This window comes from Micropruina sonneratiae (genome assembly GCF_025972045.1).
Taxonomy (GTDB): Bacteria; Actinomycetota; Actinomycetes; order Propionibacteriales; family Propionibacteriaceae; genus Micropruina; species Micropruina sonneratiae.
Genome location: NZ_JAPDHX010000010.1, coordinates 1 through 17,592 on the forward strand (window position 1 = coordinate 1; position 17,592 = coordinate 17,592).

22 protein-coding genes and 1 pseudogene are annotated in these 17,592 nt (G+C 64.9%); 7 read left to right on the top strand and 16 right to left on the bottom strand.

What is annotated here, in order from left to right; translation table 11 throughout:
• Positions 1 to 206 (bottom strand): hypothetical protein (locus OIE40_RS16380; protein WP_264704042.1); only part of this gene is annotated, 206 nt, incomplete at its 3' end.
• 211 nt (positions 207 to 417) lie between these two features.
• Positions 418 to 786, bottom strand: coding sequence for a hypothetical protein (locus OIE40_RS16385; RefSeq protein WP_264704045.1), 369 nt, complete (start codon positions 784 to 786; stop codon positions 418 to 420).
• Between the two features lie 206 nt (positions 787 to 992).
• Between OIE40_RS16385 and OIE40_RS16390 the strand changes: the two genes are divergently transcribed.
• The 3 genes from OIE40_RS16390 to OIE40_RS17145 all read left to right on the top strand — a co-directional run bounded on the left by OIE40_RS16390 (position 993) and on the right by OIE40_RS17145 (position 2,847).
• On the top strand, positions 993 to 1,535 hold the full coding sequence (locus OIE40_RS16390; RefSeq protein WP_264704047.1) for a hypothetical protein: 543 nt from the start codon (positions 993 to 995) through the stop codon (positions 1,533 to 1,535).
• 94 nt (positions 1,536 to 1,629) lie between these two features.
• Positions 1,630 to 2,409, top strand: a complete 780-nt coding sequence (locus OIE40_RS16395; RefSeq protein WP_264704049.1) for a hypothetical protein — start codon at positions 1,630 to 1,632, stop codon at positions 2,407 to 2,409.
• 102 nt (positions 2,410 to 2,511) lie between these two features.
• Positions 2,512 to 2,847 (top strand): MafI2 family immunity protein, encoded by a 336-nt coding sequence (locus OIE40_RS17145; RefSeq protein WP_483403795.1) that lies wholly within the window; start codon positions 2,512 to 2,514, stop codon positions 2,845 to 2,847.
• A 55-nt stretch (positions 2,848 to 2,902) separates the two neighbouring features.
• Here OIE40_RS17145 and OIE40_RS16405 read toward each other — a convergent pair whose 3' ends face one another.
• The 14 genes and pseudogenes from OIE40_RS16405 to OIE40_RS16465 form a co-directional block, all read right to left on the bottom strand.
• Positions 2,903 to 3,259 carry a hypothetical protein gene (locus OIE40_RS16405; RefSeq protein ID WP_264704051.1) on the bottom strand — a complete coding sequence of 119 codons (357 nt, stop codon included), beginning with the start codon at positions 3,257 to 3,259 and terminating at the stop codon, positions 2,903 to 2,905.
• Positions 3,260 to 3,580: 321 nt separating this feature from the next.
• Positions 3,581 to 6,504 (bottom strand): annotated as a pseudogene (locus OIE40_RS16410) (YobI family P-loop NTPase).
• Positions 6,417 to 6,908, bottom strand: coding sequence for a PrgI family protein (locus OIE40_RS16415; protein ID WP_264704055.1), 492 nt, complete (start codon positions 6,906 to 6,908; stop codon positions 6,417 to 6,419). The pseudogene OIE40_RS16410 and the gene OIE40_RS16415 overlap by 88 nt, the downstream one beginning before the upstream one ends.
• 273 nt (positions 6,909 to 7,181) lie before the next feature.
• Complete coding sequence (locus tag OIE40_RS16420) at positions 7,182 to 8,351, bottom strand: conjugal transfer protein TrbL (RefSeq protein WP_264704057.1); 1,170 nt, start codon at positions 8,349 to 8,351, stop codon at positions 7,182 to 7,184.
• A gap of 99 nt (positions 8,352 to 8,450) precedes the next feature.
• Positions 8,451 to 8,588 (bottom strand): DUF6112 family protein, encoded by a 138-nt coding sequence (locus OIE40_RS17125; protein ID WP_425326176.1) that lies wholly within the window; start codon positions 8,586 to 8,588, stop codon positions 8,451 to 8,453.
• A 236-nt stretch (positions 8,589 to 8,824) separates the two neighbouring features.
• The gene (locus tag OIE40_RS16430) at positions 8,825 to 9,091 is read right to left on the bottom strand and encodes a DUF6112 family protein (RefSeq protein WP_264704059.1); all 267 of its coding nucleotides are present in this window, start codon (positions 9,089 to 9,091) and stop codon (positions 8,825 to 8,827) included.
• 5 nt (positions 9,092 to 9,096) lie between these two features.
• On the bottom strand, positions 9,097 to 9,402 hold the full coding sequence (locus OIE40_RS17150; protein ID WP_483403796.1) for a VldE C-terminal domain-containing protein: 306 nt from the start codon (positions 9,400 to 9,402) through the stop codon (positions 9,097 to 9,099).
• Positions 9,399 to 9,848: a hypothetical protein gene (locus tag OIE40_RS16440; protein ID WP_264704063.1), complete on the bottom strand. Its 450-nt coding sequence runs from the start codon at positions 9,846 to 9,848 to the stop codon at positions 9,399 to 9,401. The genes OIE40_RS17150 and OIE40_RS16440 overlap by 4 nt, the downstream gene beginning before the upstream one ends.
• Positions 9,845 to 10,777, bottom strand: coding sequence for an NAD-dependent epimerase/dehydratase family protein (locus OIE40_RS16445; protein ID WP_264704065.1), 933 nt, complete (start codon positions 10,775 to 10,777; stop codon positions 9,845 to 9,847). The genes OIE40_RS16440 and OIE40_RS16445 overlap by 4 nt, the downstream gene beginning before the upstream one ends.
• Before the next feature lie 3 nt (positions 10,778 to 10,780).
• On the bottom strand, positions 10,781 to 11,455 hold the full coding sequence (locus OIE40_RS16450) for a TetR/AcrR family transcriptional regulator (RefSeq protein WP_264704066.1): 675 nt from the start codon (positions 11,453 to 11,455) through the stop codon (positions 10,781 to 10,783).
• 206 nt (positions 11,456 to 11,661) lie between these two features.
• On the bottom strand, positions 11,662 to 12,126 hold the full coding sequence (locus tag OIE40_RS17095) for a thiol-disulfide oxidoreductase DCC family protein (RefSeq protein ID WP_413774509.1): 465 nt from the start codon (positions 12,124 to 12,126) through the stop codon (positions 11,662 to 11,664).
• A gap of 277 nt (positions 12,127 to 12,403) precedes the next feature.
• Entirely contained in the window at positions 12,404 to 13,192 is a 789-nt protein-coding gene (locus tag OIE40_RS16455) for an alpha/beta fold hydrolase (protein WP_264704068.1), read from the bottom strand.
• Entirely contained in the window at positions 13,189 to 13,578 is a 390-nt protein-coding gene (locus OIE40_RS16460) for an alpha/beta fold hydrolase (RefSeq protein WP_264704070.1), read from the bottom strand. The genes OIE40_RS16455 and OIE40_RS16460 overlap by 4 nt, the downstream gene beginning before the upstream one ends.
• Positions 13,579 to 13,802: 224 nt before the next feature.
• Complete coding sequence (locus OIE40_RS16465) at positions 13,803 to 14,225, bottom strand: SRPBCC family protein (protein ID WP_264704072.1); 423 nt, start codon at positions 14,223 to 14,225, stop codon at positions 13,803 to 13,805.
• A gap of 270 nt (positions 14,226 to 14,495) precedes the next feature.
• Here OIE40_RS16465 and OIE40_RS16470 point away from each other — a divergent pair, with 270 nt between their 5' ends.
• The 4 genes from OIE40_RS16470 (at position 14,496) to OIE40_RS16485 (ending at position 17,569) form a co-directional block, all read left to right on the top strand.
• Positions 14,496 to 15,344, top strand: a complete 849-nt coding sequence (locus tag OIE40_RS16470) for an NAD(P)H-binding protein (RefSeq protein ID WP_264704073.1) — start codon at positions 14,496 to 14,498, stop codon at positions 15,342 to 15,344.
• 241 nt (positions 15,345 to 15,585) lie between these two features.
• Positions 15,586 to 16,104, top strand: a complete 519-nt coding sequence (locus OIE40_RS16475) for a TetR/AcrR family transcriptional regulator (protein ID WP_264704075.1) — start codon at positions 15,586 to 15,588, stop codon at positions 16,102 to 16,104.
• The gene (locus OIE40_RS16480; protein ID WP_264704077.1) at positions 16,101 to 16,820 is read left to right on the top strand and encodes an ABC transporter ATP-binding protein; all 720 of its coding nucleotides are present in this window, start codon (positions 16,101 to 16,103) and stop codon (positions 16,818 to 16,820) included. The genes OIE40_RS16475 and OIE40_RS16480 overlap by 4 nt, the downstream gene beginning before the upstream one ends.
• Positions 16,817 to 17,569: an ABC transporter permease gene (locus tag OIE40_RS16485; protein WP_264704079.1), complete on the top strand. Its 753-nt coding sequence runs from the start codon at positions 16,817 to 16,819 to the stop codon at positions 17,567 to 17,569. The genes OIE40_RS16480 and OIE40_RS16485 overlap by 4 nt, the downstream gene beginning before the upstream one ends.
• Positions 17,570 to 17,592: the final 23 nt, after the last annotated feature.

Here is a 17,592-nt window from a genome sequence, read left to right on the forward strand (position 1 = left end):
TTCTGGCAGAGCACCTTCCCGAACTTGACCGCCTGGCTTCTCCAGCTGCGAAGTTCGTAGACGTCCTGACCCTCCTTCCCCAGGTAGAGTCCGTCGGAGCCCCACATGCGGCGCAACACGCTTGCTTTGTGACGGTGTTCGCGGCTATCACCTACCCCGCCGCACCACCAGCAAACCCCGCTCTGATCGCGGCGCAACTTGTCCACGTCCCCCTGCTGGCGGTGGTTCATGACCAGAGTCTCGCACGCCCTCCAACGAGGTCCCCGGCTCCGTGGCGGCAGACTCAGGTGCGGGTGGAGGGGACTTCGCCAAGGCGAGCATCGTCTGCCGAACGTCCGGATCTGCCGCAGTGTGCGAGGGTAGCCTTCGGCTTCGGCCTCCCGAGCACGACCGCCCTCAATTACCGCCAGGCGGGCGCTAGTCAAGGACAAGGTCGACGCGAGGTGAGTTCACTGTGGCCCGGCCCCAATCACCTTCGAGAACCCACAGATCGTCCGACACCTCGGCGAAGCCGTCGATGTTCCCAAGGTCGGTTGCCCCTGAAGCATCTACAGCTGGCTGGGCTCCGGACAGCTCCACGCTCACGGCTTCGGAGCTAGCGACGCTAAGCCAGCCCGATCGAAAGCAGTACACCTCACCCGGCTTGGGATCGGCATAAGCCGAGTGACCGGGAAGGAGCACCGCTTCAATCCGGAACGCGATGTGTCGTTCGCTCGGTGCAATGTCGAGCACCCATGAATCTTCGAGAAGTACACCATCCAGCCCGGCGAGCTCGGAGTACTCCATGCGCTCACCGTAGCGAGGAACAGGCCAGCGTTCACTGAAAACGCCCGCACTGCCGCGGTGTGTGCGGGTAGCCTTCCGGCTGGCCGCGGCCCCGAGCACAACCGCCCTCAACTGCCGCACCTGGATCCGCTCTTCGAAGTGCCGTGGAGTCGTCGAGGGCGACCTCTCGACCCAAGGTGCTTGCCTGGTCCACGCACAATGGACAGGTGCCACAAACGTCGTCTGTCTCGCCGATTCGCGCGCGACGCCACGACGTGGTCATAGTTTTGTTGGCGGGAGCGATCATTGGCGCAGCTTTCTACCTGACCACGGTGGCGCCGATTTGGCGCGCCAGCGAGCCGCCGCATTACTTCATCCTCGTGATGTCGGTTCCCGCCAGCTTCCTTTTCGGCTGCCTAGTGACGGCGGCATCCCTGGATGTCCTGGGCGCGAGAGGTCGTGAATGGTGGTCGATACTCGCCGCAGCCGGTTGGTTCCCACTGGCCAACGCGTTCTTCTGGATATGGGTCACCTGGATCAACCCACGAGGGCCTGAAAACGCGCCGTACTGCTGCTACGACTACCAAGCGGGCGAGCCGTGGCCCGGAGTGCTGTTGATCCTCTTGTGCGCGGTGATGCAGATGTGTTGGTGGTTAGCATTCCGAAGGACCAAGTCCCACTGGTTGCTTCGAGTTCTCGCTATTACACTGGCCATCATCCCACTGGCCACTTTTGTATGGTTGCGGTTGCATCCCGAACTCCTGGACTGAACCGCTTGGCTCAGGCTCGGCGGGCATCCGCTCATGCCGCGAGTTCGTCGGCTGATATGTATGTGCCATGACGGGTTCGGGCGCAGAGGCCTGGGTGGCGCTCAACCTCGAGGCGGCGCTGGTGGGTGTCGTCGTTCGGGTCCACGACGACGGCAGCAAGGACGGGATGCACGACCTTGACTTGGTTCGCGACGGTCGGATCTTCGGCTGCTGCGAAGTCACCTCTGCGGCCGACGAAGCCACAATCGAGTTCTGGAACGTTGCGAACGGTGGCCGACAGGGTCGATGGACGGAGCCTGACCTGGTGGGCGGCTGGTCGATAGCAGCACGGCCCACCGCGCGGGTCAACAAACTACGCACAGCGTTGCCAGAGATCCTTCGTGACATGGAGAGGAATGGAGTATGCGAGGTCGACGAATGGGGTCGTGAAGCCCATGCGTCGCGATTGCGCTCGCTGGGCGTGGTAGAGGCCCATCAAGGCCCGACCACCTTCCCAGGCTCAATCTATTTGACTGTCGACCTGCCTTCAGAGCGACTGGGGGGCGCCGTACCTGACTCCGGCAATGATCTTGCGAGCTGGGTTGGCGAGTGGCTCGCTCTTCCGGAACAGCGCCACAACCTCGACAAGCTGCGCCGCGCTGATCGCGACGAACAGCACATGGCCATTTTGTTTCCGGGATTCACCACTGCGCCGTTCGTCGCCACAGACGTTTTGATGCGGCCAAATGGACCCTTGCCCTCCATCACTCCGGAGCTCCCGCCGGGCATCAACCACCTCTGGCTGATGAGCACTTGGAGCACAGGAGACGTGTTCCACTGGACGGGAACGGACTGGGTTCGGCACCCGAAAGTTGCCCCCGCTGACTCCCCCTGAGCATCAGTCGGCAGCATCCGGATTTGCCGCACGGCGCGCGTGGGGCGATCCAGCCGAGCCGCAGGATGCAGGAGGGTGCGCGTCTCGGGCAGACTGCGACTCGTGAGTCACGACCTCCGAACGGCTGTTCTGTTGTCCATGCAACGCGCTCTTTGGGAACAAGTGACGCCAGATCTCCGTGGTGTAGCAGTTGCGTTCACCGGGGATCTGGATCGCGGTGCCCACGTTGCTGCACGTTTCCTGTACGAAGGCGAAGTAGGCCCTCTCCAACGTGAGTGCGTGTCCATGACCGAGACCTACTTCTTGTCGGACTTCCTTCCCGACATGTCCACTGATTTCGTTGCTGTCGACCACGCGGCGCGCGACCTCGAAGGCGCTGAGATGTGGGTCTTCCTCCGATGGGAGCCCACATCCGAGCCACCCGATCAACCGCACTGAGATGCCGCGTCTGGCGCGGGTGATACATCAACGAGCGACGACGGGGCGCCGAGCGTCATCGCTCCACGACGCGACTGGGTGGGGGCAAGACGGTCGGCATCTCATCGCTGAACCAGGCGTACTCGAGGCAGTTGAGGTATCCCTGGGCATCTAGCCACAGGAGCAGTTCGCCGATCGGCTCCCCGCGCTCGTCGACGACCGTCGGACTCAATGGCGCTGGACTTGCCACGCCGATGGCTGATGGGCACTCGCCGACGACACGGAGATCCATCATCGTCACAGGGCCCTCGACGTATTCCACGCAGTCAACTTGAGCGAGGACTTGTTCGCGGCCACAGAAGTCGCCCAGGTCAAGAAGCCGTCGAATCAGCTCACGAACGGCATCGGTAGTTGGCATCTGCCCAGCGGTCACTCGACGGAGTCTAGGGCCGAACAAACGCACTGACATGCCGCACTGTGCGTGAGGGTGGCCTTCGGCTGGTGTTCACCCGAACGCGCAGGCCCGCTCATGCCGCCGTCCGGGCGGTTGACCTTGCCGAATGCAGCACGTTCGACCACTAGAGGCGGATGGGTTCATGGCTGAAAGTTGCTCCACGCGGAGCGTGTAGGTGAGGGGCGTAGCGGATCTCGCGCGGTTGTGGACCTGGGGGCGCGGTCCGGGGTCACGAACGAGGAGATCAAGGTCGATACAGAGGAGTGGACCGGCCCGATCGATCTCGACCAGTTGGGCCATCTATGCATTCGGCGGCCTTCGAAGGTAAACGGCCCGGCCGTCCTTCTCCGGTTCGTGCTTGCTCACGATGCCGGCCTTTCGGAGGATTTCGAGCAGTCGCACGTGAATGTCGTCAGCCGGGACGACCTTGCGGCCATATCCGCGGTCAGCGATTGCCGGATACGGCTCTGCCAACATGCGCAGTTGGGTCGAAATGTCTGCCGGTGTGACCGATTTGGAGTCGACAAGTAGTGCCACGATGTCGCGGTCAGGCGCTCCTGACTCTCTCAGCTGGTCGATGGTGGTGATCTGGAGGTCAGCGGCGATGCTGATCGCAAACTCTGTGGTGGCACACACCCCGTCCTTGTCGGCCGAGGGAATGAAGGCCGTGATTCTGCTCAGAACGGATTCTTTGAGGCGCTGAGGGATGTCGCCACTGTGAAAGAACTGGGTGAGATTCTGCGGCGGGAGTGACAGCGGTGAGATGAAGTCGGGGGCTTGGCTCGACTGGGCGAGCGCTGCCTCGCGGGTGGGCCAGTCAACCATCAACTCGCTGGCGAACGTGGCTTCATGGTCGGCCAGCATCTTTGCACGGATGAGCAGGCCCACCAGCTGGCCACTTTCGGGGCTCAACGAACTGGTGTCGAGTGGCGCCGGTAGCTGGAGGCTCGCCGCGAGGTTCACCCTATGGTCGGCTGAAGGTATCGAGTCACGGGCGTTGAGTATCGCTGCAGCGAGCCGGCCCCGGTCGGCGTCAGGGACTTGATTGGTGGCCGATATCGTTTCGACCCGTTCAAGTAGTTTCGCCGCGCTGTCGTCGATGGAGCCGGCGTGGTCCAAGTATTTCAGCAGATTCGATGCGGAGGGCGTCATTCGATGTTGGGCTGCGAGCGTTGACCAGACTGATTCTGGGGCGTCCGACAGGTTCTCAACGTGGCAGTCGGAGGACGAGGCTCGGATGAGGTGAGCGAGCTGGTGAGGATCGAGTGCTGCCTCGATGGCGTCGCGAATGATTGGCAGGAACTGATGCGGGTCGCTGATGGTCACCGCATCGTCACGGCTGCGGACAAGGGCAAGATACTCACCTGCTCGTGCCAAGGCTACATTGTAGACAGGCGGGCTCCCGGCGAGGACGGCGTCGAGGGCGAGCGAGTCTTGCCTGGTTAGGTCTGCGATGTTCTCCTCGTTCAATTGGTATGCGTTGAGTGCGACCGCACGCCCGCGCGCGATCGATGTGAGAGGCGAGGTGGCGGGCAGTTGGATCCCAAGCTTTGCTATTGCGTCCATCGTCTGATGCTTTCGGCGGGCGAGGCCCGTTGGCCCAGCGGCCTCGCTGATTGATGGGAACTGCCGGTAGTTGTCGATAACGACTTGGTTGATGACATCACCCTCGACCAGTGCGCCGCTGTAGTCCAGTGCGGCGTCGACCACCTGGGCGAGCATCTCTCGCGGAGCGTCCATCACAAAGCTCGTGATAGCTCCCGGTATGAGGGGTGCCAGTAGCCGAACCAGCGTGACCTGTTCCTTTCCTGACTTCAGGTAGATCTCGGCAAAGTCGCGGTCGGGAGAGTCCCAGGTGGCGAGTTGCTCAACCATCATCTTCGCCTCCGAGGGTCGTTTAGTGAGTAGGTGGTCGAGCACGCTGACGTTGTAGGCGGCGCGGTCCCGGAAGACGTCGGTGCCCTTGTCAGTGATGATGGCTTCTACATCATCTGCGTCGAGGTCGGCGTTGATGTCGGCGACGCCGCGGTCCAGGGCGTGGATGGAGTAGTTCAGAGCTCGAGGACGCAAGTGCTGCCCGTAGTACATGGACACGTACAGGGCGAAGTATTCGTTGATATAACCGGCGACCACCAGTGCCCGGGCAAGTCGTGAAGTGAGGATCCTGTTGGTCGCTTCCGCGAAGTTCTCTGGTTCGCCACTGGCTGATTTGGATGTGAACTCAGGGCGGGCGTGAAGTTGACTCCAGCCGTGGTGCCGGAGGAAGGCGATGTCGTCGCGCGCCTTTCGTTGGTCGAATTGTGCGGTTCGTTTGTCAATCTGCCTCCACTCAATCGCGCTAAGACGCTCACCCATCAGGGTTTCGAGTTGCCCTCGCGACAGCGTGATGTTCAAGGAATTGTGGGGGTTGGTGATCATTATTGAGACGTCTTGAGCGGCGACCCGGTGCCAGAACGCGGGCTGTCTGAGATCGTCACCCTGGCGCTGCAGTCCGTCCAGGAACACAGACGTGGCTTGCGGCACGTGCGCCGTCATCGCTTGGGCGATGAGTTCGAGTCGGTCTCCCAGAGCTTTTGCCCGTGCAACGTCAACGTCTGTGGATTCGACCCGGTTGGTTGCATCGCGGTCGCGTTCGTGTGCGTCGCTGAGGGAATCGTTGACGATCTCCCGCCACGCGTCGTGGAGCCTGTCGAGGTCACTGGAGCCCAGTCGGATGGCCTCGAAGTCGGCCATGTGGACGCTCTTGTAGAGGATGAGAGCGAACATCTGATCGGGCTCCAGTCCCGGCATGCGAGTGAGTGGCGCCAACAGGCGGTCCGCGTAAATGTCGTACTCATTGCGCAGGTTGGTGATGAGTCGCAGTCCGCCACGAACCTGGCCGCGACGTTAATGAGATCTCGAGAGACTCCGGTCCCTCGCATAGTTGTGAGCATCAAGTCGCGAGCGTTGCGGTGAGTGATGAAGGGAACCATGGGTATCACCAGGTCGAAGAACTTGGTGCGGTTTGCCCGCTGAACTTCATCGTCGGCGGCGTCGCGCCTCGTGCCAGTGGCGATGATTGACCCATCCGGCGCCGTTGGCGCCTGATCAGTGCCCAGCTTCTCGAAGACGCTGTCTCGAAGTGCGTAGATGAACTTCAGTTCTGGCGCCCGGTGCGCATCCTCAGTCGAGACGCCAGTGGGCCCATCTGTGCTCTGTTTCTTGCTTCGACGTCGGCGTCGGATCTGTTCCCGGCCCCGGTCTCGGGGTCGGTGTACTCGCGCAGGCGGGCCACGTCCCCGGGCAGCGCGAGTGTGCCGGCCGGACGCGGTGCCACGATGCGGCGCCGGTAGAGGAGTTGACCTGCGGTGGTGCGCCAGACCCACCAGGCCGCCACCGGCAGCCACTCCACAGCCGGGCGCCCGGCGACGGGTACCCAGGTCAGCGCAGCGGCGAGCACCCAGACCGGTGCGGTGTAGGCCAGCAGGATGCCACCGCCGGCATACAGGGCGCCGACGACGGCGAGGACGCCCGTGGCGAGGGTGATGAGCTGGGCCAGGGACAGGCCGAGGAGGATGCCGCGGCGGGTGAGGCGGGAGAACTTGACCGGCAGCAGCTCCGTGGAGGATTCCTTCTGCTTGGAGGTCATGGCTGTCTCAGTCCTTCCCGGTGGGCTTCGGTGCCGGCGGCGGGGTCGGCTTCGGCGCAGGTGGCGCCGGTTGCGAGGGACCCGCCGACGGTGTCCTCGGCTCCGCAGCCGGCGGAGACTTGTGTGCCGGGGCGGACGACGTCGAGGACGCGGCAGGAGGGGGTGTCGCGCCGGTCCGCCCGGCGCTGTCGGCAGCGGTCTCGGCCTGCTTACCAAGGGCCGTGCCGGCCATAGGGCCGGCGGTGGCGGCGTCCTTGGCGACCTTCCCCGCGACTACCGCTGCCGCGGCCGGACCCGCCGCCGCAACCCCCCCACCCGCACCCGCCCCCGCCCCGGCGGACCCACCCGCGGTGCTCGCGCCTCCAGCGGCACCGGCACCGCTTCCGGATGCCTGAGGCGCAGCCGTCTTGGCCTGGGGTGGCGTCTTCCCACCGCTCCCACTCCCACTGCTTTCACTACTTCCGCTGCTGTTGCCTCCGTCGAGAAGTTCTTCGGGCCGTCGCCGGCTGGTTTGGTCGGGGTGGGGACGGGCCGGTTGAGGGCCTGCTTGGCGTCCTGTTCGGAGCCGATCGCGTGGTACATGTCGAAGCCGATGAAGCTGATGAACTTGTAGGTCAGGTAGGGGGCGAACGCGGCCATTGCCATCAGCACGATCCCCGCCAGCGGGTCACTGATCGAGGACAGGTCCCCATCGATGGGTGCCGACACCTGGGTGATGGCAACGAGGAACATCACGACCAGGACGAGCTTGGAGCAGATCAGGGCGATGACGAACATCGCCCACCTGCCGATCCACCCGCGCGATGCGTCCCAGGAGGCGCCGGAGAACGCCAGGGGTGCGAATACGATCGCCACCAGCAAGAGCGCCTTGCGCACGAGCAACGACAGCCACACGATCGCCGCCGCGGCGATCGCCAGGCCGGCGAGGAAGATCGTGATGATCGCGCCTACCCCGGGGGCGGCGATGTTGATCCCGACCAGGCCGGCGGCGAGGAGCGTGATCTTGTCGCCCATGGATTCCGTGGTCTCCCCGGCGGCCTGGATGATCCCGACACAGAGCTGGTCGACGATCTCCAGCAGCAACGCCGTCAGCGTGATCACCACGAACGAGCCGAGCACGGACTTCGCCAACCCGAGGGCGGCACGGGACAGGGCGGTCGGGTCACGCCGGATCAGCCCGGTGAGCAGTTGGAGACAGAAGAAGATCAGCATCACGAACACGGCGATGCCGAACAGCAGGTTGTAGACCGCCACGTACTCGGGCCGAGTGACATCGACGAGCGTGGTGGTGTCGAACACGGACCACACGGCCTCGAACAGCCAGCCCGCGGCAGCACCCATGGCTTGGGCAAGCCAGTCGAACGGTGCCGCCACCAGAGACGCGGCGGCTTCGCCGGCGGTGTCGCACACGGTCGAGATGACGGGGATATCGCACACACCCACCGCAATCACTCCTTCAAGGGGGTCGAGACGGCGGGTGGTGTCAGACCTGCTGGCCGACGTCCCAGAAGAAGTTGATCAGCGTCACGCTGGCGCCGCAGATCACCGCGGCCCGCAGCTCACGAGGACGCCGACCTTTCCTCGGCCGGCGAGGTGGGGGTTGGAGGAGTTGGCGCCGAAGCCCCACACGATCGCGGAGATGATCAGCGCGAGCACGGACAGGATCAGGCCGACGGTCATGACCGCGCCGACGATGGTGCGCAGTTGGGTGATGCCGGGCAGGCCGTCATCGTTGGGGTGATGTCGACATCCATCGGCAGCAGTGCCGGCAGGGCGGTGATGAGATCGAACACGGTGGGGTCTCCTGACGAGCGAACCCGCCCTTGCGGGGCGGGGAATACGGATGGGGTTCGCAGATCAGGTGCGCGACAATCCCCAGGGCCGTCCGAGGCGGCAGTTTCGAGCGTGCGCAGGGGTCAGAGTTGTTGGCCGAGGTCGATGAGCCAGTTCATCCACGCCACGCCGGCACCGGCGAGGATCGCGGTGCCGAGGGCGACAAGGACGCCGCTGCGGCCCTTCCCGGCGGCGCTGTAGTTGCCGTTCGCGGCGGCGACGGCCCAGATGATCGCGGAGACGATCAGCATCAGGACGGCGGTGATGAGCACGAAGGTCAGCAGCGCCCCGACCACCGCGCGCAGGTCGCCGATCCCACCGATTCCGTCGAAGTCGGGGAACACGTCCATGGCGCTCAGCTCCCGGACCGGACGGTGATGTGGAGGTGGTCGTAGTGGCCCCCGGTGACGTCGTCGGGGTCGTGCATGCCGCCGCCGTTGTAGTCACGCCACCCCTCGGCGTCGCGGGCGACGGACCAGATGCGGCCTTGCCAGATCAGGTACTCCACCCCGAGGGCGTCGGCGTGGTCTTTCATCCAGTTCGTGACGGCCCAACCGGCTTCGAGCTGGTTGGGCGTGGGGTGCTGGCCGATGGCGTGGCGGCGGCCGTTCCACCGCCGCGTGGACGGGAACGTGTTTGCCGAGCCAAGCCGGAGGCTCACTGACGGTGGCCTGGCGTCGATTCACTTCGCCGCCGCATGCGGGGAGGTGGATGATCCTCCGACCTATGCAGCGTGACCAGGCGAGCGAAGAGCGCGATCGCTCCCACCAGGCTGAATGCTCCCAGCCCGTAGACCGAGGCGAGATCGCCTCCGAGATGAAGATCGATTCCGTGATTCACCGTGTGCAGCGTGCTCGCCACGACGAACGCCGTGAGCGAAACGGTTACGGCATCATCCACAAACAGCGAAAGCAACAGGGCAATGCCGATCCCGATCTGGAACACGCCCGCGTCGTGAAGATAGTGCGTGTGCACCTCGAACCCGGTAAACGCTGCGAACGACTCAGGCCAGAGCCACGCCCAGAATCCGAACACCAGCATGCTCAGACCCGACACCAGCAGCCCCGTCACCGCGATCCAACCCCGGCGCCCGTCCACCATGCTCACCGATCCTCATACGCCTGTCCCGCGCGGATCCCGTCGGAGATCGACGGGTACATCGGCTTCCAGGACAACTCGTGTTGAGCGCGAGCGTTCGAGACGCGCATCGAGATGCCGGCGAAGAGCGCCTTGCCGTACGGGGCGGCCATCGCCAACACCCATTGCGGCACGACGAGGGGTCGCGGCGCCTGCCGCGCGTCGGCGATGCCGGTGACGAGCTGGCGGAACGTGGCGGGCGTGTCGTCCACGATGTTGTACGCCTTGCCCGCCTGCCCGCGCTCCAGCGCGGCGACGGTGGCGGCGGCGGCATCCTCATGGTGGATGAAGGGAATCTCGCCACCGCCGCGGACCACGGGCAGCATCCGCTTGCGGAGCATTCTCACGACGTTGTCGATGTCGGCGCCGTAAAGGAGTCCGTAGCGAAGGGCGATGCCTTCGATGCCCTCGGTGTGCATCGCCTGGTGCTCGGTGGAGACCATTGCCTCGACGTGCGGGTCGAAGGCGTCCCCGCGGAGCACTCCGAACGGCGAGTCTTCAATCAGCACCGTTGTCCCGTGGTCCGTGTAGCCGTAACCGAACACGATCGACTGTGTCAGAAATCTGCGGGCGCCGGTGGCCTGAGCAGCGGCGATCAGATGAGCGGTCCCCTGGGTGCGGAGCGCGTTGGTCTGAGCCATGTCGCTGTGCCGGGCGGTCGCCTTGGCGAGGGCCGTGGCTTCATGGATGACGGCCTCGAACTGCTCCCCGTCTACGGCGCGCAGGAGGGCGTCGCGATCCATGATGTCGACGGTGACCGCTGATCCTCCCGTCTGCGCGATTCGGTCGGCGCCGCGGCTGGAGCGGGTGATGCCAGACACCTGGTGGCCGGCCCGGACGAGCTGGCGGACGAGGGGGCCGCCGAGGGTGCCGGACGCGCCGGCCACGAGAACACGCATGATCTACTCCTTCGTTCGTGCGATGTTGTTGGGCTCAGGCTCCGGTGGGGAGACATCGGTCTCGCCCTCGTTGCCTGCCAAGCCCGCCACCACCATGTCGACGAGGGCAGTGATGTATCGCTCCTCGTCCACGTCGGCGGGATGGGTGCCGAAGATGTCCCGCAGCAGCCAGAAGTGTGAGATCGAGCCGATGATGACCGTCGCTATCGCGGCCCAATCCTTCGACTCACTGCCTGACGCGGCGTGAGCGCGCAACCACCCGGCGATCGCGGCGTGGATGCGGGCGATCTCCTCGGTCCGGGCGATATCGAGCAGCTCAGGAAAGAGGGAGAGATCCTTGACGAGGATCCTGTTGAAGTCTTGCTCCTGCTCCAATCGGCGAAGTCCCGCAACGGCAATGGCGGTCAGACTCGCACGAAGCGGCGCATCGGCCGCAGCGCCTGCCGCCTCGATCCGGTTGAGCAGTTCCGTTCCTTGGGTGATCTGCTCCCGGATGCCAGCTGACAGCAACGCCTCCTTCGAGGGGAAGTGCCGGTACAGGCTGCCGGACCCGCCCGAAAGGCCGGCTGCGGCCTCGATCTCGCTCACCGTGGTCCCGGCATAACCCTGCCTACCGAAGAGGCGCATCGACTCCGCGATCAGCCGGGCCCGAGTTGAACTGCCTCCAGCAGGCGACATATCACTCCTTGCAAGTAACTACTTACTTGTAGCATAGTGAGGTGCGTTGAGAGGCGCAAGAGGATGCAGCGACAGGTCGGGTGCGGGGCAGAGGGTGTGCGACCTTCCAGCCTTGGCGGAGGGTGACGACCTCGTCACCGTTAGATCCCTCGTTGGTTCCCGTCAGGGGTAAAGAGGTCTATTGGTCAGCAGCCGCCGCTTCTCTGTCACCGACCCGTTGGCCGATCGGATGGGTTCTTTCGACACCCCACCCGATCGAGGGTGGACTTATGGCCGTCGACGGGCGGGCGAAGGGCGCAAGCCGGCGTGCCTCCCGGCAGGCGATAACGATTGCGGGAGACGAGGCGGTAGGCCAGGCCGGACAATGGCGCGAAGGGAGGTGCTGCCATGAGCCAGCCTAGGAACCTCATGAAGACATTCGGCTGGTGGCACATCATCCTGGAAACTGCGAGGTGGCCACCGTAACGTCCTCGGGATGTAACCAGCCAAACACGCTCAGACGCCTCAGCAGTGGTGACTCCAAGGCTTGACAGATCGGCCTGCTGATACGGGACCGCTGGCGGCGGGGCGGGTAGCCAGCGGTTCATCACCGCTACGGCGGATGTGCAGAATCCGCAGTCACCATCAAAGATGAGGACCGCATCAGTGGAACGCCGCTGGATTCGTCTCACGCTACGATCTCCGGTTGCATGGGGACGCCGACGCGGAGGAGACGTCGGGTCGGTGAGCAGCTGGTGAGGCCCTGAGGGGCCGAGGTGAGGCCCGCTTCCGGTAGCTGGGGTGTGCCCTCCTGGCCACCCTCATCATAATCGCCGCGCATGATCAAGGCTCGGCACGCAAATGAACATGCGTGCGCAAAATGAACATGCGTGACCGCGCTGATGGCGGCCCGCACGATCGGCTGGGAGTGCGGGGGGTCGCGGGGCGTCAGGTACTCGTTCAAGAGTGTTAGCTCAGCCGTGCGGGGAGCGCTCTTGCGAGCGCAAGTCTGGTTGAGATGATTCGACTCATGAGGCTCGGACTTGCCGTTGGGTCGTGAGGGAGGGGCGGCCGCGTGCTGGAGTCCGAAGCGGCGAGGTAATCGCGGAGGTCGCGCATGATCTGCAGGGCAAGCTCCTGAGCGGTGTCCAACGCGCTGTGCCCGTGTTCGCGCACTTCAATGAGTACCCCATTGGGTGCAAGGGTGACGATCTCAGCGGCGGTGGCGCGGGGTGCCCGGATGTCACGGTCGCCCGAGACGACGAGCAGCGGCCACGTGAACGTGGGCAGCTCCGCGCGAAGCGCGAACGGTTCTCGTTCGAAGGGCGAGAACTTATCGGCGATCTCAACGAATGCGTTGCTGGGCGAGAGTGGCTCGTCGCGACAGTCGCTGGGAGGCGCAGCGAAGTTCAGTTCCCGGAAGGCGATTTCGCCGGCGAGGTCAACTTCCATTGTGAACGGGCTAGGGGTGGTGATCTCGCGGTTGCCGAGTTTGATGATCCACTTCCACAGACGGCGGCCTTTGCCTTGTTCGAGCAGGGTAAGCATCGCTTCGATTGCGGGCAATCCGCCGAATTCGTAGAGGAGTTGGAGCGGGAATCCCGCCTCCTGTGTACTGGTGGTGCCCTGCTCGATGAGCCTTTTGGTCCGCGGAACGAGCATGCTGGTGTCGGGTTCTCCATGCCAGAAGAGATCGTTCAGGCGGCGCCCCGCAGCGGCTTGGGAGGATGGCTCGACGATCGGCGAGTCCAGAATCATGCCCGCGACGCGGTCTGGGAACGCCGCACCGAAGCCTGCGCTAGGTAGCTCCCGTAGGAGCTGCCGTAGACGATCACCTGCTCGACGTTCTCAGCGTCGAGCACCGCGGCAGCGTCGTCGAGCACGTGACGGATCGTTATCGAACTGCGGGGAAGATCGGTCCCGTTCTCGTCTGTACGAGACAGGCCAACACCGCGGTGTTCCATCATGATGACGTCAAGGCCCATTTTCATCGCGCGCCGGCGCAGGGCTGCGTAAGGAACGACAGAGGCAAGGCCAGGTCCGCCGGGGAACACGAGGATGGGCCGGTCACTCGGTGCGCCGGTGCGGGTGTAAGCCAGCGAGAACCGCGTACCATCGTGTAGGGATCGATCGAGCGTCCTCACCCCTGGAGAGCGTAGGAGTTGTGATCTGCGTTTGAGTCGCGCGGCCGGGTCGCGAGTCCGCTCCATTAGCCGTCCTTTCTTGATGACACTGTTGCTTGGTTGTATGACGAGTACTCAGCGGGCTGAACCTGCGCACAGGCACTGAAAGCGGACGGCTCGGCAGACTCGAAGCTCACCTCGATTCGGGCCACGACCCCGGACCGCGCGTGCTTGAGCGAATTCATCTACTCGCGCATGGCTGATGCGGCGAACGTGTCTGCCTCGACACGCAGGAAGTTAGCCGTCCGAGTACCGAACAAGACCGTGATCACCTTCGACAGTGGTCCCTGCCATTCCAGACTGACGCGCAAGTGAGCACCGCCCTCGGCTGCGCTGATGAGGTGCCGTCCCACGGTGCGCACTCCCCGAGACATGGCCACCCAGGTGAAGTTCTCGTCCGGAACCCACTGCGTAACCTCGTAGATCAGTTCGGGAATTCCGGGCTGCTTGACCGCGAACCTGGCCCCCACGCCGCCAGCGGCGGCGTCCAGCGGCGTCACCTTGTCGACCGTTGAGAGCAGGTGTGGCCATCGCGCGATGTCGCTCATCACCGCCCAAACAGCCCCGGGGCTGGCATGCACCATTCTTTCTTCGTTGATGATGTTCACGATAAAGCGCCCAGTCTCGGGAGAAGTGAAAACTCTCCTCGCCTCCGGCACGACGACGCATGCTCCGCGACCGCACGGGGAAACCCGTTGCCGCTTCGACGATCTGCGAGTGGAACGGGCACATTGACTCCTCTGCTCAATCAACCAAGCATGAGCGCGACCCAGACCGGGCTACACAGATGCCGCAAGTAACCACTTACTTGTAGAGTATCGAGGGTGGCTGAGCGACGCAAGGGGATGAAGGCCAACGCGGCACGTTAGGTCAGGCGTGTGCTCGTAGCGGGAGCTACCGTCTATCTGGGTCGGCATCTGGTGGCGGACTTGCTTGACCGCGGGTGGCGGGTGCGGGTCTTTGTCCGACGACCCCAGCAAGCGACCACCTTCGCGCCGGAGGTGGATGTCTTCGTCGGGCAGGTGACCGACCCGCCGACGCTCGCTGGGGTGATCGAGGGGATCGACACCGTCTTCTCCACCATCGGCATCACCCGGCAGCGCGACCGGCTGCGGTATGTGGATGCCGACTACGGCGGCAACCTCGCCCTGTTGCGCGCCGCCGAGGCGGCGAACGTCACGCGGTTCGTCTACATCTCGGTCCTCCACGGCCAGGACCTTCGCGCGACCGTTCGGTTGGTCGCGGCCAAGGAGCGGTTCGTCGACGCGCTCAGCGCATCTCCCGTCTCGTCCGTCGTGGTGCGCCCCACCGGCTACTTCTCCGACATGGAGCAGTTCATGACGATGGCGCGACGCGGCACGGTCTACGTCATCGGCGACGGCCGTCGCATCATGAACCCCAACTCCGGCCGTGACCTCGCAACCGTCTGCGTCGACGCGTCGTTATCGCCCGCGACGGACGTGGAGGTGGGCGGCCCAGACTTCTTCAGCCACGAGGAGATCGCGCGCGCGGCCTTGACCGCGGCGCGCACCGCTCCCCGGATTCGCCACATCCCTCGTGCGCTGGCCGTGACGCTCGTCCGCGTGCTGACGCGCAGTACGCCCGAGCACGTCTACGGCCCGATCCAGTTTCTGGTCGCCGTGTTGACCACCGACATGACAGCACCAGCAGCAGGATCAGACCATCTGGCCGACCACTTCTCAGAAACGACCCGAGGCGTGACCTGAGGGACGCCATCCCAAACGACACCCAAGCAGGCCCGATGCCTGCGCAGGTCACCAAGATTCAGATGCATTAGGTGGTGGTCCGCCGTCTCGGCGGCCAAAGGCGCCGTCGGTGTGACTCCCGGGCAGCTGTCGCCGCCACCGCCTCCGACAGGTGGGCGCCATCAGGGCACGCTTGGCGGAGGGTGATGTTAGCGACTAACATTGGATGATGACGAGGGCTGAGCGGACACGCGCATCGCTGGTGAGCGCCGCCCTGGAGCTATTTCACGAGCGCGGCTATGACGCGACGACTGCGGCTGCTATTGCCCAGCGAGCGGGGGTTACGGAGATGACGTTCTTCCGGCACTTCCCATCGAAGGACTCGGTTCTGATCGACGATCCGTACGACCCGTTCATCGCGGACGCGATCGGGCAGCAAGCTCCAGGGCTGTCCCCGATCGTGGCCGCGATCCGCGGGATAGCGGACGCCTGGGTATCCGTGCCGCCGCCCGTGAGCGCGGAGATCCGGGAGCGACTTCGGATCGTGTCACGAACGCCGTCGCTACGTGGCGCCATCGCGCAGAACAGTGCGTCGACGGAGGACGCCATCACCAGTGCCCTCATCGCGCGGGGCGTCGCCAAGACCGAAGCGCGCGTCGCGGCCGGGGCGACGATGGGAGCGTTGAACGCTGCCCTGCTCGAATGGGCAGACGGCACCGATCCCGACCTCGCGACGGCCATCGACGCCGCACGTCGCGTGCTTCAGGACGACCCGCGATGACCGGGCCCCTGAGCGCCACTGGAGTCACTCGGGTCTTCGCCAACGGTGCGGGTGTCTTCGACGTCAACCTCCCGCTCATCCCTGGACAGGTCGTCACCCTCGTGGGCCTGAACGGAGCGGGCAAGTCAACACTGATGCGCCTGCTGCTGGGGATGCTCCGTCCCGATAGCGGCAGCGTTCGGCTCGCCGGGCGTCTGTTGCCCCAAGCACCCGCCGAGGCCTGGGCGAAGGTCGGGCACCTGGTGGAGTACCCGCTCGCATACCCGGAACTCTCGACCCGCCGCAACCTTCAGCTGAGTGCCCGACTGCGACAAGTCACGCACATCGACGCCGCGGTCGAGGGCATCATCACCGAGTTCGCGTTGGATCAGTATGCGGACCGTCGAGTGCGCTCGCTCTCCCTCGGCAACAAGCAGCGCGTCGGACTGGCCGCCGCACTCCAGCACGACCCGAGCGTCATCGTGCTCGACGAGCCGACCAACTCGCTGGACCCCGCTGGGGTGATCCGTCTCCGGGAGAGCCTCCTGCGGCGCGCCGACGACGGCGCTGCGGTTCTGGTGAGCAGCCACCACCTCGACGAGGTTGCCCGTATCGCCGATCGCATCGTGGTGATGAACGCCGGACGGCTCATCGGCGATCTCGATGCCGCGACCCCGGAGATCGAGCGCGCGTTCTTCGAGATGGTCAGGATCGACGATGAACGAGTGGGGCGATGAGAGCGGCGATCTGGGCCGAGGGCGTCAAGCTGGCAGGATCCACGGTCGGAAGAGTCGGATCGGTCGCGATCGTCATCGGCGTATCCGTGCTGAGCGGTTCGATGCTGCTGGCCGCCCACTCCGACGACCCGCAACTTCTTGCCAAGCTCGGGCCCGTCGCAACCGGCGACTGGACGGGATTCCTGCTCGGCGCCGCCCAGATCACCGGGGCCGGCGGGCTGGGCGGTTTCGCCGTTGTGCTCGCCTGGATAGTCGGACGCGAGTTCGGCGACGGCACCATCACAGGACTGTTCGCCCTCCCCGTCCGACGCTCGACGATCGCCCTCGCCAAACTTCTCGTCTACGGCGTCTGGGCGGTGGCGATGAGCGTGCTGCTCGGCATCGCCCTATTCCTCGTCGGCACGCTCGCCGGGCTCGGCCCCCTGACCGAAGCCCACTGGGCTGCGCTCGCCAGGCAGATAGCGCTCGGCGTGATGTCGGCCGCGATCGCCACACCGATCGCCTGGGCCGCGACACTAAGCCGGTCAGTCCTCGGCGGCGTCAGCGTCGCCCTCGGGCTCGTGGTCCTCGCACAGGTCTCCGTGCTCGCGGGCCTGGGAGGATGGATGCCGCTGGCCGCGCCCGCCCTCTGGGCCGTTTCCGGTGGCACGGCGGTGACCCCGATCCAGCTGCTGTTGCTCCTGCCCTTCACAGGCATGGCGGTCGTCGCGACAGCGCTCACCTGGCGGAGGATGCAGCTCGACCGCTGACCTCTCCAGTTTCACCGCCGGGC

Bases quoted from the DNA above. Each gene is read 5' to 3' on its own strand.
- OIE40_RS17125 (WP_425326176.1), bottom strand. From the start codon at position 8,588: ATGACCGTCGGCCTGATCCTGTCCGTGCTCGCGCTGATCATCTCCGCG.
- OIE40_RS16445 (WP_264704065.1), bottom strand. From the start codon at position 10,777: ATGCGTGTTCTCGTGGCCGGCGCGTCCGGCACCCTCGGCGGCCCCCTC.
- OIE40_RS16430 (WP_264704059.1), bottom strand. From the start codon at position 9,091: ATGGACGTGTTCCCCGACTTCGACGGAATCGGTGGGATCGGCGACCTG.
- OIE40_RS16455 (WP_264704068.1), bottom strand. From the start codon at position 13,192: ATGATTCTGGACTCGCCGATCGTCGAGCCATCCTCCCAAGCCGCTGCG.
- OIE40_RS16415 (WP_264704055.1), bottom strand. From the start codon at position 6,908: ATGACCTCCAAGCAGAAGGAATCCTCCACGGAGCTGCTGCCGGTCAAG.
- OIE40_RS16385 (WP_264704045.1), bottom strand. From the start codon at position 786: ATGGAGTACTCCGAGCTCGCCGGGCTGGATGGTGTACTTCTCGAAGAT.
- OIE40_RS16480 (WP_264704077.1), top strand. From the start codon at position 16,101: ATGACCGGGCCCCTGAGCGCCACTGGAGTCACTCGGGTCTTCGCCAAC.
- OIE40_RS16485 (WP_264704079.1), top strand. From the start codon at position 16,817: ATGAGAGCGGCGATCTGGGCCGAGGGCGTCAAGCTGGCAGGATCCACG.
- OIE40_RS16450 (WP_264704066.1), bottom strand. From the start codon at position 11,455: ATGTCGCCTGCTGGAGGCAGTTCAACTCGGGCCCGGCTGATCGCGGAG.